The organism is Micromonospora sp. LOL_023, from assembly GCF_048060115.1.
Lineage (GTDB): Bacteria > Actinomycetota > Actinomycetes > Mycobacteriales > Micromonosporaceae > Micromonospora_E.
The window spans coordinates 18,289-32,238 of the sequence record NZ_JBHMIM010000052.1 but is presented as its reverse complement, the minus strand read 5'-3'; the positions used below and the strand labels follow the sequence as shown (position 1 = coordinate 32,238).

Below are 13,950 nucleotides of genomic sequence, written 5' to 3'. Positions count from 1 at the left end.
AGCGCCGGACGGTACTCATGGACAGCGGATGACCTGCCCGGCGTAGGTGAGGCCGCCACCGAAACCGAACAACAACACCGGGGCGCCCGACGGGATCTCCCGGCGTTCGACCAGCTTCGACAGGGCCAACGGCACACTCGCCGCCGACGTGTTGCCGGACTCGACGATGTCCTTGGCGACGATCGCGTTCGGCATGCCGAGCCGCTTCGCGATCCCGTCGATGATCCGGGCGTTCGCCTGGTGCGGAACGAAGGCGGCGATGTCCGCCGGTTCGACACCGGCGCGTTCGCAGGCCTGCAGCGCGAGTGGGGCGAGCGCGGTGGTCGCCCAGCGGAACACCGACTGACCTTCCTGCTCGATGTACGGCCGCCAACCTTCGATGCGCACCGCGTCGCCACGATCCGGGGCGGAACCCCAGACCACCGGGCCGATGCCGCTCGGCTCGTTGTCACCGGTCGCGCTGACCACCGCGGCACCGGCCCCGTCACCGAAGATGATGCAGGTGGAGCGGTCGGTCCAGTTGGTGACGTCGGACAGCTTCTCCGCGCCGATGACGATGGCGTTGCGCGCGGCTCCGGCCCGGACCGCGTGATCGACGGTGCCGAGCGCGTAGCTGAAGCCCGAGCAGGCGGTGTTGATGTCGTAGGCACCGGGGGCGGCGATGCCGAGCCGCGCGGCCACCCGGCAGGCCACGTTGGGGCTGCGGTCGATCGCGGTGCAGGTGGCTACGACCACCAGGTCGATGTCGTCGGCGGTGAGCCCGGCGTTGGCCAGTGCCTTCTCCGCCGCCGCGGCAGCCATGTCGGAGACGGTCTCCGAGTCGGCGATACGCCGGGTGACGATACCGACCCGGTCGCGGATCCAGGCGTCGTTGGTGTCGACGAGCTCGGCCAGCTCGTCGTTGGTCACAACTCGGGATGGCTGGTAGTGCCCGAGGGCGACGATCCGTGATCCGGTCATCGGTGTGCTGCCTTCTCGTCGCGGTGCGTGTTCACAGTGGGGTACCGCTGATGCGGGCCAAGGGCTGGCCGGGTGCGACCGGGTCGTCGTGGTGGGCGAGCCACTCGGTGAGTACGCCGTTGTCGTGCGCGGCGACCTCGACCGGACCCTGCCTGGTCGAGACGTGTCCGATGAGCTGGTTGGCGCTCAGCAGGTCGCCTTCGGCGAGTCCGGCCGCCGGCTCGAAGGTGCCGGCGCTGACCGACACGACCACCCGGAAGGGCATGGTGGGCTCGTGGCAGGGGATCATGCCGTGCCGGGCGATCAGGTTCCGCGCGGCAGGCAGATCGTCCGGCGTCTTGAGGGTGACGATCTCCGGCCCGTCGCTGCCCTTGAACTCTCGCTTGATCAGCCCGGCCAGGGTGCCGGCGGGTGGCAGTTCCAGCACGCCGGTGACCCCGAGGTCGGCCAGGGTTCGCATGCACAGGTCCCACCGGACCGGGGCGGTGACCTGCCGGACCAGCCGCTGCAGCAGCTCACGGCCGTGGCTGACCGCAGCACCATCCAGGTTGGACAGCAAGATTCGGTTCGGGTCGGCCGGGGTGATACCGGCGGCGACCGCGGCGAGTGCCTGTTCGGCGGGGGCCATGTACGGGGTGTGGAAGGCGCCAGCGACCTGAAGGACCGCGACCCGGGCCCCGGCCGGCGGCTGCGCGGCGAACTTCTCGAGCTGGCCGGCGGCACCGGCGACCACGATCTGGCCCGCGCCGTTGTGGTTGGCCGCGTGCAGACCGTTGCTGTCGACGGCGGCGAGGACCTCGATGCGGTCGCCACCGAGGACCGCCGCCATCGCGGTGGTCTCCCGCGCGCAGGCGGCCGCCATCTCCCTGCCGCGGACCGCGGCCAGGGTGATCGCGGACTCGGCTGGCAGGGCCCCGGCCAACGACGCCGCGGCCAGTTCGCCGACGCTGTGGCCGGCTACGACGGCGACGTCGTACAGCCCGCCCCGGCGGTGGCCGGCGGGTGATCCGCCCGGCAGATGTTCGGCGGCGAGCAGTGCGGCGGCGACGAGCAGAGGTTGGGTCCGGGCGGTGTCCTTGATCTCGTCGACGCCAGCGGTCGTGCCGAGGTGCACCAGATCGACGCCGGCGAGCGCCGACCACCATCGCAGGCGGGCCGGGGCGCCGGGCAGGTCGAGCCACGGGGTGAGGAAGCCAGGCTTCTGGGAACCCTGGCCGGGGGAAAGGACGGCGAGCACGGTTATGACTCTCCCTGATACCCACGGGTCACTTGGGTGTGCTGCGGTACCAATCCGCACTACCGTCGTTGGAGGGATCCTACAAATATCAGCGATCATCGCTCGGAATTTGTCTGAATTGTCGATTACTCTGGATTCAGCCGGGCCGGGAGCGCACCGGCGGCGGTGGATCGAGCCGGCCGATCGCCAACGCCATCTGCAACGCGTACGCGTCGCGGGCGACGAACGGCGACAGTCCGGTGACCTCACCGATGCGGCGTAACCGGTAGCGCACCGTGTTCGGGTGCACGAACAGTGCCCGGGCGGCAGCCTCCAGCACCGCACCGGCGGCGAAGAACGCGTCCAAGGTCTCGAGCAACTCGCCCCCGGAGCGCACCAGCGCGGCGTACACGTCCTGGCGTAGCCGGCGCCGCGCCTCCGGGTCGCCGGCCAGGGCCCGCTCCGGCAGCAGATCGGCCGCCGCCACCGGCCGCGGTGCCGCCGGCCAGGCCGGCGCGGCCCGGTAACCGGCCAGCGCCGCCCGCGCCGATTCGGTCGCCTCGTCGAGACTCGCCACCATCGGTCCGACCACCACCGGGCCCTCGCCGAAGGCGTCCAGCAGTTTCCCGGTCGCCGCCACCGAGTCCGGCGCACCGCCGAGCACCACCACCAGCCGATCGTTGTGCACCCCGCCGATGGTCTCCACCCCGATCCGTCTGGCCGCCCGGTAGACGATCTGCAGCACCGCGGTGACCTCGCCACCGGGGGACCGGCCGACCACGACCGACACCGGCGAGGCGTCCGTCCAGCCCAACGCGGCGGCCCGGCTGGCCAGCACGTCCGAGGAGTCACCCCGTAGCAACGCGTCCACCAGTAGCGCCTGCAGTCGGGCGTCCCACGCTCCGCGTGATTCCGCCGCTCGCGCGTACACCCGGGCGGCGGCGAACGCGATCTCCCGGGAGAACAGCAGCACCGCCTCGCGGAGCAATGCCTCCTCACCGGCCGCCGCCAGATGCGGCACCTGTGCCTCGACCACGTCGATCGTGACCTTGATGAGGGCCACCGTGTGCTGCAGGCTGATCGACCTGGCCAACGCGCGTGGCGCCGTCGCGAACACCTCGTCGGAGACCGACTGCGGGCTGCCGGATGCCCCGCCGCCGCCGCGTAGCCACTCCACCAGCGAGCCCACCCCGGCCTGAGCGATCAGCATCACCCAGGCCCGCTGGTCGGCGGGCAGTCCACGGAACCACGGCAGCGTCTCGTCCATCTGGGCGACACTCGCGGTGGCGAGTGCTCCGGCCGAACGCTCGACCCGACGTAACGTCGCTGCCAGTCGGGGCTCACCGGTCTCCACCTGCTCACCCGGGGCTCCGGTGCGGTCCGGCACGGCCGGTACGGCCGCGTCGGCCTTGTCGTTGCGCTGGGTAGCCACGCCGCCAGCCTGTCATGGTCGCCGGGCGGCTCGGCGGCGACCGTGCCACCATGAGCTGGTGATCGCCCGCCCGCCGATGGCAATCCCGACACTGGCCATGATCGGCTTGGCCCTGCTCACGGCACTCCTGGTCGTCGAACCCGGGACCATCGCCCGGTTCGACGCGCCGCTCAGTGCCGGGTTGCGTGGGTTCGCGACCGACCGGCCGGGACTGGTGACGGTGCTGCGCGTTGTCACCGACCTCGCGGCGACCATTCCGTTCATCGCGGCAGGGCTGGCCGCGATCGTCCTGTTCGCGGCGCGCCAGGACCGCCCCCGGGCGTTGTTCTGCATGGCGGTCACCGTCGTCGTGCCGGCCGGTTGGGCCCTTGGACAGTGGCTGCTGCACCGGCCCCGTCCGCTCGACGGGTTCGTCACCGTCACGGCCAACGGCTTCCCCAGCGGCCACACGTCGAACGCGGCGGCCGCCGCGTTGGCGGTCGTCCTGCTGGCCTGGTCGGGCGTCGGCCGTACCGGCCGGCTGCTGCTCGGCCTGCTCGCGGCTAGCGGGGTCGGTGTCATCGCCGCGAGCAGGCTGGTGCTACTCGTGCACTGGCCGGTCGACGTGATCGGCGGCTGCCTGCTGGCGGTGGTCGTCGTCTCTTTGGCCGCCCGGTGGGTGCCACAACAACCAGGGGGGCTGGCGCTTTCCGATTCCAGACCTGGCAAGGTGTCGTCCCGGGACGGCTCGTGCGAGGTGAGGAGATCGTGATGGCGTACGTGGGAGCTGGTCACAGCAACGGTGCCGGGCATGACCAGCATGGGGGACGCGACCGCGATCAGACGCCGCCGGGACGATCGCCCGTCGGCCAGGGCGAGGATCGGGCCGAACCGGTCGACCCTCGCCCGGCACCGACCTGCCGGGTCTACCAGCAAGGGTGGGCCGGCGCGCACCGGCACCTCGGTGTCCGACCTCGCCAGCGGGCCAACCGTCGGGAACGCCCGCCGCATCGCTGGTGCTGACCATCAGGCGGACCGCGGTCGGTTCAGCGGGTACGGCGGCGGACCAGCAGGGCGATCACCGCGATGCCCAGGGTGATGCCGACCACTACGGCACCGTTGAGCAGCATCGCCTGCCGTAGGTCGGTGAACATCTTGCCGAGATCCTCGCCGGGGTTGAGCGAGTCCTCCGGGATCACTCGTTCGCCACCGCCGATGCCGCCGCTGATGCTGTCGGGTCGCGCGGGCAGTGGCGCACCTGCCGCCCGCAGGGTCTCGGACATGGTCAACCGGCCGAAGAACCAGGCATCGGTCGACTTGCTGCCGTCGGGCTGCTTGGCGGGTCGGAACGCCCGTGGGCCGCCTTTGGCCAGCGGATAGAGCTCGTAGTTGCGAGTCGGCTCATCGTCGACCAGTACCACGAGCAGATACTGGGGGCCGAGCTCGTCGGCCTCTGGTGAGCCGGTCTGCCCCGGACCGGTGAGCCAGCTGACCTGGCCGAGTACCGCGCTGAACAGTTCGCCGCTGTCGGCGTGCACCACCAGCGGTTCGGGCAGGTCGTCACCTTCGATGGTCACGGTCGTTGGAGCCGGTGGAGCGGCGTGCACAGGGGCAGCCGCCAGTCCGGTGGCGCCCAGTGCCAGGCACAGCACAGCGGCCGCGCCGAGATGCCTGGCGGATCGCTGTCTCATGGTCAACTCCCTCGCCCCGCGGAGGTCTCGTCCTTGTCGGTGTGCTCAGTACCCGATGGCGCTCCGATACAATCCGTCGACGGGTAGGTTCGACAGGGCCCTCACTTGAGAGACTCCGCGCGACCCTGGACGGTTGCATCCGCCGGTCGGAAATTTCGGGAACCATCGCGGACCGGTGGCCGACCAACTAGGGAGGTCGACCGGTTACGGCCCAACGCGTATCTGGCGGCCGATGGTAGCTGGCTATGGCAACAGATGGGGGACAGGGTGGGGCGGGCACCGGCGGTATTGCTGGCAGTGTTCATCGGGGTGCTGACTGTGCTGATCGGAGGGTCGCCGGCATACGCGCACAACGTATTGACCGGGAGCAACCCGACTGATGGCGCCGAACTCGCAGAAGCTCCCGAAACGGTTCGACTCACCTTTCTGGCCAAGCTGAACCCGGAGCAGATCGAGCTGACCGTGGCCGGTCCCGACGGTCAGCCGGCGTTCACCGGCTCCCCGGTCGTCGACGGCACCGCGGTCAGCATCGCCTTCCAGGCCGGGCCGGCAGGTGAGTACACGGTGGACTACGATGTGTTGTCGGCGGACGGGCACCAGGTGAAAGGTGCGGTGGCGTTCACGCTGACGGTCGGCGTCGAGCCGACCGAGGAGCCGACGCCGAGCGCGCAGCCCAGCCCGGCGGCGATCTCACCGACGCCGCAGGAGACAACCTCAGGGCCGGCACCGGCTTCGCCGGAGGCGACCGCCAGTCAGGAGACGACACCGTGGTGGCCCTGGCTGCTCGGTGGTGTCGTCCTGCTGGCCGCCGCCGGGGCCGGAGCCTTCTTCGTCCGGCGGCGCAGTGGCTGAGGTCCGGCGGCGCGGCGGTCAGCCGGTGATCTCGGTGCGGGCCGCGCGGAGCCGGCGCAGCGTACGGTCCGCACCGAGGACCTCCAGCGACTCGAACAGCGGCAGACCGACCGAGCGGCCGGTGACGGCGACCCGTACGGGTGCCTGGGCCTTGCCGAGTTTGAGTCCACGCGCGGTACCGACCTGCTCCAGCGCTGCCTTCAACGCGTCGGCGGACCACTCGGGCAGCGCATCGAAGGCGGCGATCGTGGCCTCCAGCAACTCCGTGGAACCCTTCTTCATCGCCTTGGTCCACGCCGCGCCGTCGATGGCCGGCATGTCGAGGAAGAGGAAGTCCACGTTCGCGACGATCTCACTCAGCACCGCGATCCGGGTCTGGGCCAGGGGAGCCACCGCGGCGAACGTGGCCGGGTCGTAGTCGACCGGACGCCAGGGCGGCACGGTGACACCGGTGCCGCTGGGCGCGCCGGGGGTCGGCGGGGTCCCGGTCAGCCACGGCTGGCAGGCGGCGATGAAATCCTCGATCGGCAATGCCCGGATGTACTCGCCGTTGAAGGCGCGTAGCTTCTTCTCGTCGAAGAACGCTGGCGACGGATTCACCGCGTCCAGCCGGAACTCCTGCTCGATCACCGACCAGGGCACGATCTCCCGGTCGTTGCTGGGTGCCCACCCGAGCAGCATCAGGTAGTTGCACATGGCGGCGGAGAGATAGCCCTCGTCGCGGTAGGCCTCCAGAGCCACCTTGTCGCGCCGCTTCGACAGTTTCTGGCGCTTCTCGTTGACCACCACCGGAACATGCGCCCAGATCGGCGGCTTGACCCCGAGCGCATCCCAGAGAAGCTGCTGCTTCGGGGTGTTCGGCAGGTGCTCCTCGGCGCGGATGACGTGGGTGATGCCCTGCGAGATGTCGTCGACGACGTTGGCGAGCAGGAACACCGGGGAGCCGTCGCCACGGGCGATGACGAAGTCCTCGATGAGCTGGTTGTCGAACGTGGGCTCGCCCCGGACCAGGTCGACCACGGTCGTGCTACCGGTGTCGGGGGTGCGGAAGCGCAGGGCGCGACCCGCGCAGGCCTGGAGACCCCGGTCGCGGCAGAACCCGTCGTATCCCCGGTGCTCGCTGCCGGTGCGGGCCTGGACGTCGGCGCGGGCGCAGTCGCAGTAGTACGCCCGCCCGCCCTGGTGCAGCCGCTCGGCGGCGGCCCGGTGCTCACCGGCGTTGGCCGACTGGAAGTACGGGCCCTCGTAGGAGCCACGGCGGATGCCGATCCAGTCCAGCGCGGTGAGGATTCCGTCGATCCACTCCGGGCGGTTGCGCGCGGCGTCGGTGTCCTCCACCCGCAGCACGAACACGCCGCCGTGCTGCTTGGCGAAAATCCAGTTCTGCAGCGCGGAGCGAGCGCCGCCGACGTGGAACATGCCAGTTGGGGAGGGGGCGAAGCGTACGCGTACCGTCACGACCTCCAGCCTACGGTCGTCGGAGCACGCCTCGGCGGTCAGGTCCGGTCCCCGACGCCGGTCGGTGCGCCGACGGGGCCACCAACGTCTGGCCGAATCGCGAAGACTGCACCTTTTGGTATACATCTGATCTACGCTGCGCCTGTCATGAAGGACCGGCAGAGGCAGGCGACACGAATGATCCTCATCGAGCGCAGTGGGCGGGTGGAGGCCCCGATCGACACCGTCTGGCAGGTGGTCGGGCAGGCCGAACTGCTGGCCGACTGGCTCGCGGGCGTCCGGCAGGCCGAAGTCATCGCCGGTGACGTCCGACGGATGCGAGTGCACACCGCCGACGGTGCGGCGGCCGACGCCGAGATCATCGACTTTCAACCGCCCAAGCTCATCGCCTGGCGGGAACGGGCCGCCGGCCCCGGCGTCCGGTCCGAAGCGCGCACCGAGGTCCAGGTCGAGCTCACCCCTGAAGGTGACGGCACCGCCGTGCGGCTGACCATCGTACGGTGGCCGGCCGGCCAGGTCAGTGCCACCTTGCTGCGTCTGGGCAAGCATCGGATCGGAGCCGATCTGGAGACCTCGCTGGGCCGGCTGTCCGAACTCGCCGCCGCCCGGCACGCGGCGGACATCTGTTGAGCGACCGCCGGACCGCAGACCACGACGGGCCCCGGCGGAACACCGCCGGGGCCCGTCGACCGAAGGTCAGGAGTCGCCGCCGGTCTCCCCGACCGGTGCGGCACTGACGTCGTCGATCGCGTACTTCTTGGCGGCTCCGGCCGGGACCTCGGCCGGCACCTCACCGCGTAGCGCCAACTGGCGCAGCGTCGCCACCGCCACCGACTCGGCGTCGACGTGGAAGTGCCGGCGCAGCGCGTGCCGGGTGTCGGACAGGCCGAACCCGTCGGTGCCCAGCGAGGTGTAGTCGCCCGGCACCCAACGGGCGATCAGGTCCGGCACCGCGCGCATCCAGTCGCTGACCGCGACCACCGACGCGGGCGCGTCGGCCAGCGCCGACCGTACGTACGGCACCCGCAGCTCGCCACCCGGGTTGAGCAGGTTGTGTTCCTCGCAGACGACCGCGTCGCGCCGCAACTCCGTCCACGACGTCACCGACCAGACGTCGGCGGCCACCCCCCAGTCCTCAGCGAGCAGCTGCTGGGCCTTGAGCGCCCACTGCATGCCGGTGCCGGAGGCGAGGATCGTCGCCCTGGGTACCGTCGACCCGTCGGTCCGGCTGACCTGCGGTGCCGGCGAGTACCGGTAGAGACCCCTGAGCAGGCCCTCCACGTCGAGCTCGTCGGGCTGCGCCGGTTGCAGAATCGGCTCGTTGTAGAGGGTCAGATAGTAAAAGATGTTTTCCTGTGACTCGCCGTACATCCGGTGCAGGCCGTTCTCCACGATGTGTGCGATCTCGAACGCGAACGCCGGGTCGTAGGCCACCACCGCCGGGTTGGTCGCGGCGATCAGATGCGAGTGCCCGTCCTCGTGCTGCAGACCCTCGCCGTTGAGCGTGGTCCGCCCGGCGGTGGCACCCAGCACGAAGCCGCGGGCCATCTGGTCGGCCGCTGCCCAGAACGCGTCACCGGTGCGCTGGAACCCGAACATCGAGTAGAAGATGTACAGCGGGATCATCGGCTCGTCGTGGGTGGCGTACGCGCTGCCGGCGGCGGTGAACGACGCCACCGAACCGGCCTCGTTGATCCCCTCGTGCAGGATCTGCCCGGCGGTCGACTCCTTGTACGAAAGGAACAGCTCCCGGTCCACCGCCGTGTACTTCTGCCCGTGCGGCGAGTAGATCTTCTGGGTCGGGAACAACGAGTCCATGCCGAAGGTCCGAGCCTCGTCCGGAATGATCGGCACCCACCGCTTGCCGAACTCGCGGTCCTTCATGATGTCCTTGAGTAGCCGGACGAAGGCCATCGTGGTGGCGATCTTCTGCTTGCCTGAGCCCCGCTTGACGTCGCCGAAGCGCTCACTGGCCGGGATGGCCAGCACGCGGGGAGTGGTCCGACGGGTCGGCACGTACCCGCCGAGGGCCTTGCGGCGCTCCTGCAGGTAGGTCATCTCCGGGGAATCGTCGGCCGGGCGCAGGTACGGCGGCAGGTACGGGTTCGCCTCCAGCTGCTCGTCCGGCACGTCCAGGTAGAGCCGGTCCCGGAAGGTCTTCAGGTCGTCCAGGGTCAGCTTCTTCATCTGGTGCGTGGCGTTGCGGCCCTCGAAGTGCTGCCCGAGCGTCCAACCCTTGATCGTCTTGGCCAGGATCACCGTCGGCTGGCCGGTGTGCTCGGTGGCCGCCTTGTAGGCCGCGTACAGCTTGCGGTAGTCGTGCCCACCGCGCTTGAGGTTCCAGATCTCGTCGTCGGTGAGACCCTCGACCATCCTGCGGGTACGCGGATCGCGGCCGAAGAAGTGCTCCCGCACGTATGCTCCGGACTCCGCCTTGTAGGTCTGGTAGTCGCCGTCCGGGGTGGTGTTCATCAGGTTGACCAGCGCGCCGTCGGTGTCGGCGGCGAGCAGCGGGTCCCACTCCCGGCCCCAGACGACCTTGATCACGTTCCAGCCGGCGCCCCGGAAGAACGACTCCAGCTCCTGCATGACCTTGCCGTTGCCGCGGACCGGGCCGTCCAGCCGCTGCAGGTTGCAGTTGATCACGAAGGTGAGGTTGTCCAGCTCCTCTCGGGCGGCCAGCCCGATCGCGCCGAGCGACTCCGGCTCGTCCATCTCACCGTCGCCGAGAAACGCCCACACGTGCTGGTCGGAGGTGTCCTTGATGCCGCGGTGCTGCAGGTAGCGGTTGAACCGGGCCTGGTAGATCGCGTTGATCGCGCCGAGGCCCATCGAGACCGTGGGGAACTCCCAGAAGTCCGGCATCAGTCGTGGGTGCGGGTACGAGGGCAGCCCGCCACCGAGCCCGGCGTGCGACAGCTCCTGCCGGAAGCCGTCGAGGCGCTGCTCCGACAGCCGGCCCTCGACGAAGGCCCGGGCGTACATGCCGGGGGAGGCGTGGCCCTGGAAGTAGATGTGGTCACCGCCGCCGGGGTGCTGCTTGCCGCGGAAGAAGTGGTTCATCCCCACCTCGTACAGCGACGCGGCGCTGGCGTAGGTCGAGATGTGGCCACCGACACCGATCTCCGGCCGCTGCGCGCGGTGCACCAGCACCGCGGCGTTCCACCGGATGTACGCGCGGATCCGCCGCTCGATCATCTCGTCGCCGGGGAACCAGGGCTCGCGCTCCGGCGGGATCGTGTTGATGTAGTCGGTGGTGGTCAGGGGCGGCACCCCGACCTGACGCTCCCGAGCCCGTTCGAGCAGGCGCAGCATGACGTACCGGGCGCGTTTGGCGCCACGTTCGTCGATCACTCCGTCGAGTGACTCGACCCATTCGCTGGTTTCTTCAGGGTCGATGTCCGGAAGCTGGCTCGGCAGGCCGTCGCTGATCACCGGGCGCTTGCGTTCCGTTGCCACAGGCGTTTCCCTCAGTCGTGTGTGGGATAGGTCTCTCGACCATCCTGCCCCCTGGGGGGTGGTTGCGTCACGCGTGGTCGCCATAGAGGCGATCTGAGACACAGATACCAGTCGGTAACTTCAGTGGTGGTCCCGCCGCCACGGCGAGCCCGGGCCGGCAGCCGGCGAGGAGCCGTCAGCCGGCGAGAAAGGAGAAGCGAACCTTCCGTTCGGTGTTGTCACCGTTGGGATCGACCAGGCAGATCGACTGCCAGGTGCCGAGGGCGAGCCGGCCGGCCAGCACCGGCAAGGTGGCGTACGGGGCCACGAACGCCGGCAGTACATGATCGCGGCCGTGCCCCGGCGACCCGTGCCGGTGCTGCCAGCGGTCGTCGGTCGGCAACACCGCGTCCAGCGCGGTCAGCAGGTCGTCGTCGGATCCGGCGCCGGTCTCGATGACCGCGACACCGGCGGTCGCGTGTGGCACGAAGACGTGCAGCAGGCCGTTCCCGCGTCCGGCGACGAAGCGTCCCGCCTCGGCGGTGATGTCCCGGACCGCTGGCCGGGAACCTGTCCGGATCGAGATCAACTCGGAGTCCATGCCGGCCAGTCTGCCAGGTGGCCGAGCGGTGGGTGGCCGCAGCGACCGCTGCGGCCACCCACCGCTCGGCACAGCTCAGACCGCGATGTCGCGCTGGGTGAACCGCCAGGTGCCGGCCGAGACCAGGACGGCCGCGAAACCCACCAGCAGTAGAACGCCGCTCATCTGCACCCCGTCGACCAGCGGATCACCGGCGAGATACCAGTGGAACGGGGAGATGTCGCGGGTCCACGCCAGCGCCTCGACCTGCGGTAGGACGGCGTTGGCCAGGTAGCCGAGGACGGCCACCACGGCACCGACGCCGAGCGCCGTCGCGCGGCTGCCAGTGGCGGCGCCCACCCCGTACGCCAGGGCGGCGAACGCCATACCGAACAGCACCAGGTGCAGACTCATCGCGGCCAGGTCGCCGACCCCGACGGCGGTGAACTCGGCCGGGCCGCGGATCGCGACCAGCGCCAGCCAGAGCAGCGCGCCGGTCAGCGCCAGCCAGACCGCCACAGCGGCGAACCGCTGCAGCGCGGCCTTCGCCCGCCCGACCGGATGAGCCAGCAGTAGGTCCAGCGAGCCGGCCTCCTCGTCACCGGCGATCGACCGCGCCCCGGCGGTGATCCCGAAGACCGCCACCAGCAGCGGGATCAGCAGGCCGAAGACGGCGCTGCCGAGATAACCGGCCGGGCTGGTGACGTCGCTGAAGTTGAACGCCTCCAGCATCCCTTCCGGGTAGGCGGCCATCGCCTCGATCATCTCCGGCGACTGCATCGTCGGCCAGAACGAGGCGTACATGGTGCCGACCGCGGTGATCGCCACCGCCCAGGTCAGCATCGACCGGCTGGTGTCGCGTAGCGCCTTGGTGAACGGGTCAGACAGCAGCATCGCCGGCCTCCTCACGACGGTAGAAGGTGAAGAACAGTTCCTCCAGGTCGGGCTCCTCCGACAGCATGCTGACAACCGTGTGCCGGCTGGCCGCCTTGATCAGCGCGTCGGCCCGGCCGTCGAGCCGGCAGCGCAGTCGTGAGCCGCTCATCACCACGTCGCTGATGCCCGGCACCGCTTCGAACTCGCCGGCCGGGACCGGAGCGTCGAAGACGATCTCGACCTGTCGTACCGCCCGTTCCCGCAGGTCCTCGACCCGCTCGACGGTCACCAACCGGCCGTCGCGGATGATCCCCACCCGGTCAGCGGTGTGTTGCACCTCGCTCATCACGTGCGAGGACATGAAGACGGTCTGCCCGGCGGCTTTCGCCTCGCGGACCATGGCGACGAACTCCTGCTGTAGGAACGGGTCGAGCCCGCTGGTCGGTTCGTCGAGGATGAGCAGTTCGGGGGAGTGCATGAACGCCTGCACCACGCCGACCTTCTGCCGGTTGCCCTTGGACAGCCCCTTGATGCGTCGGCCGAGGTCCAGGTCGAGCCGTTCGGCCAGCTCGGTGATCCGGGCCTTGGGCACCCCACCCCGCAGGTTGCCCAGATACGTCAGCAGTTCGCGGCCGGTCTGCCGTCCGTCGACGATGAAGTCGCCGGCCAGGTATCCGATCCGACGGCGCAGGGCCACTCCGTCGGCGCGGGGGTCGAGCCCCAGCACGCGGGCGCTGCCGCTGGTGGGGCGGATCAGATCCAGCAGCAGCCGGATCGTGGTGGACTTGCCGGCTCCGTTGGGACCGAGGAAGCCGTACACCTCGGCGGTTTCGACCTGCAGGTCCAGACCGGTCAGCCCGCGGTTGCGGCCGTACGTCTTGACGAGTTGCTCTGTACAGATGGCCGGGTCAGCCATCGGACCTCGCCTCCTTCATCTATCTCTGCGGTTCCGACGCTCCGCTTCGAAGCGTTCGACGATCAACGGCTTCTCGCGCTCGATGAACGCGTAGAAGTCGCGCAGGTATACGAGCCGTTCGCTGGTGCGTGCCTGCGGACCACCGGCGAATTCCACGCCCCGGTCCAGGAGCTCAGCCTTTGGACAGGTCGAGGGCTGCGGCGATGTCGCTACCGGTCTGACTCGGTGGGTCGCAGATCAGCAGCCAGCCGAGGATCTTGCCGGCGGCGGGTGGCAGGCCCATCCCGCTGAGCACGACGCCGGCTTCCTTTGCGTAGCCGCGCTCGACGGGTTGGTCATGCATCATGATCGCCTTTGTTTCCGAAGTTCAGAACTTTCCGAACTCATAGTACTCCGCGGGTGCAACCTCGCCCATCCTGGTCGCGCTGGCGGCGCGGCTCCCCTGCCGTTTGTCCGGCTGCCGCGTAGCATCGCGACCATGACCTCCCCGGCCACCTGCGGTGCTGCCGTCTGCCCCGACCCGGGCCAGCGGCCCGCCAGCCGCCCGGTGGC

Annotated in this window: 14 protein-coding genes; 3 read left to right on the top strand and 11 right to left on the bottom strand. The window is 70.0% G+C overall.

Going from position 1 to position 13,950, the window contains the following annotated elements; genetic code table 11:
- Positions 1-15: 15 nt before the first annotated feature.
- From ACFHVL_RS24290 to ACFHVL_RS24280, 3 genes are all read right to left on the bottom strand, one after another.
- Positions 16-960: a beta-ketoacyl-ACP synthase III gene (locus ACFHVL_RS24290; RefSeq protein WP_416630740.1), complete on the bottom strand. Its 945-nt coding sequence runs from the start codon at positions 958-960 to the stop codon at positions 16-18.
- A gap of 31 nt (positions 961-991) precedes the next feature.
- Positions 992-2,197, bottom strand: a complete 1,206-nt coding sequence (locus ACFHVL_RS24285; RefSeq protein WP_416630739.1) for an acyltransferase domain-containing protein — start codon at positions 2,195-2,197, stop codon at positions 992-994.
- A 136-nt stretch (positions 2,198-2,333) separates the two neighbouring features.
- Positions 2,334-3,563, bottom strand: coding sequence for a PucR family transcriptional regulator (locus ACFHVL_RS24280; protein ID WP_416630751.1), 1,230 nt, complete (start codon positions 3,561-3,563; stop codon positions 2,334-2,336).
- Positions 3,564-3,666: 103 nt separating this feature from the next.
- On the opposite strand from ACFHVL_RS24280, the gene ACFHVL_RS24275 reads away from it, so the two are divergent.
- Positions 3,667-4,359 (top strand): phosphatase PAP2 family protein, encoded by a 693-nt coding sequence (locus ACFHVL_RS24275; RefSeq protein WP_416630738.1) that lies wholly within the window; start codon positions 3,667-3,669, stop codon positions 4,357-4,359.
- Positions 4,360-4,633: 274 nt separating this feature from the next.
- On the opposite strand, the gene ACFHVL_RS24270 is transcribed toward ACFHVL_RS24275, so the two are convergent.
- Positions 4,634-5,278: a hypothetical protein gene (locus tag ACFHVL_RS24270; protein ID WP_416630737.1), complete on the bottom strand. Its 645-nt coding sequence runs from the start codon at positions 5,276-5,278 to the stop codon at positions 4,634-4,636.
- A gap of 255 nt (positions 5,279-5,533) precedes the next feature.
- Here ACFHVL_RS24270 and ACFHVL_RS24265 point away from each other — a divergent pair, with 255 nt between their 5' ends.
- Entirely contained in the window at positions 5,534-6,130 is a 597-nt protein-coding gene (locus ACFHVL_RS24265) for a copper resistance CopC family protein (RefSeq protein ID WP_416630736.1), read from the top strand.
- An 18-nt stretch (positions 6,131-6,148) separates the two neighbouring features.
- On the opposite strand, the gene gltX is transcribed toward ACFHVL_RS24265, so the two are convergent.
- Positions 6,149-7,588, bottom strand: coding sequence for a glutamate--tRNA ligase (gene gltX / locus ACFHVL_RS24260; RefSeq protein ID WP_416630735.1), 1,440 nt, complete (start codon positions 7,586-7,588; stop codon positions 6,149-6,151).
- A 177-nt stretch (positions 7,589-7,765) separates the two neighbouring features.
- On the opposite strand from gltX, the gene ACFHVL_RS24255 reads away from it, so the two are divergent.
- Positions 7,766-8,218: an SRPBCC family protein gene (locus ACFHVL_RS24255; RefSeq protein ID WP_416630734.1), complete on the top strand. Its 453-nt coding sequence runs from the start codon at positions 7,766-7,768 to the stop codon at positions 8,216-8,218.
- A gap of 66 nt (positions 8,219-8,284) precedes the next feature.
- On the opposite strand, the gene aceE is transcribed toward ACFHVL_RS24255, so the two are convergent.
- The 6 genes from aceE to ACFHVL_RS24225 form a co-directional block, all read right to left on the bottom strand.
- Positions 8,285-11,047, bottom strand: a complete 2,763-nt coding sequence (gene aceE, locus ACFHVL_RS24250) for a pyruvate dehydrogenase (acetyl-transferring), homodimeric type (RefSeq protein WP_416630733.1) — start codon at positions 11,045-11,047, stop codon at positions 8,285-8,287.
- A gap of 175 nt (positions 11,048-11,222) precedes the next feature.
- The gene (locus tag ACFHVL_RS24245; RefSeq protein WP_416630732.1) at positions 11,223-11,627 is read right to left on the bottom strand and encodes a YjbQ family protein; all 405 of its coding nucleotides are present in this window, start codon (positions 11,625-11,627) and stop codon (positions 11,223-11,225) included.
- A 75-nt stretch (positions 11,628-11,702) separates the two neighbouring features.
- On the bottom strand, positions 11,703-12,500 hold the full coding sequence (locus ACFHVL_RS24240; protein WP_416630731.1) for an ABC transporter permease subunit: 798 nt from the start codon (positions 12,498-12,500) through the stop codon (positions 11,703-11,705).
- Entirely contained in the window at positions 12,487-13,398 is a 912-nt protein-coding gene (locus tag ACFHVL_RS24235) for an ABC transporter ATP-binding protein (protein WP_416630730.1), read from the bottom strand. The genes ACFHVL_RS24240 and ACFHVL_RS24235 overlap by 14 nt, the downstream gene beginning before the upstream one ends.
- 15 nt (positions 13,399-13,413) lie before the next feature.
- Entirely contained in the window at positions 13,414-13,554 is a 141-nt protein-coding gene (locus ACFHVL_RS24230) for a hypothetical protein (RefSeq protein WP_416630729.1), read from the bottom strand.
- A 16-nt stretch (positions 13,555-13,570) separates the two neighbouring features.
- Positions 13,571-13,741, bottom strand: a complete 171-nt coding sequence (locus ACFHVL_RS24225; RefSeq protein WP_416630728.1) for a hypothetical protein — start codon at positions 13,739-13,741, stop codon at positions 13,571-13,573.
- Positions 13,742-13,950: the final 209 nt, after the last annotated feature.

What these genes read in the sequence shown, in the direction of transcription:
- ACFHVL_RS24235 (WP_416630730.1), bottom strand. Translation starts at nt 13,398, where the DNA reads ATGGCTGACCCGGCCATCTGTACAGAGCAACTCGTCAAGACGTACGGC.
- ACFHVL_RS24240 (WP_416630731.1), bottom strand. Translation starts at nt 12,500, where the DNA reads ATGCTGCTGTCTGACCCGTTCACCAAGGCGCTACGCGACACCAGCCGG.
- ACFHVL_RS24245 (WP_416630732.1), bottom strand. Translation starts at nt 11,627, where the DNA reads ATGGACTCCGAGTTGATCTCGATCCGGACAGGTTCCCGGCCAGCGGTC.
- ACFHVL_RS24225 (WP_416630728.1), bottom strand. Translation starts at nt 13,741, where the DNA reads ATGCATGACCAACCCGTCGAGCGCGGCTACGCAAAGGAAGCCGGCGTC.
- ACFHVL_RS24255 (WP_416630734.1), top strand. Translation starts at nt 7,766, where the DNA reads ATGATCCTCATCGAGCGCAGTGGGCGGGTGGAGGCCCCGATCGACACC.
- ACFHVL_RS24265 (WP_416630736.1), top strand. Translation starts at nt 5,534, where the DNA reads ATGGGGGACAGGGTGGGGCGGGCACCGGCGGTATTGCTGGCAGTGTTC.
- ACFHVL_RS24270 (WP_416630737.1), bottom strand. Translation starts at nt 5,278, where the DNA reads ATGAGACAGCGATCCGCCAGGCATCTCGGCGCGGCCGCTGTGCTGTGC.
- ACFHVL_RS24290 (WP_416630740.1), bottom strand. Translation starts at nt 960, where the DNA reads ATGACCGGATCACGGATCGTCGCCCTCGGGCACTACCAGCCATCCCGA.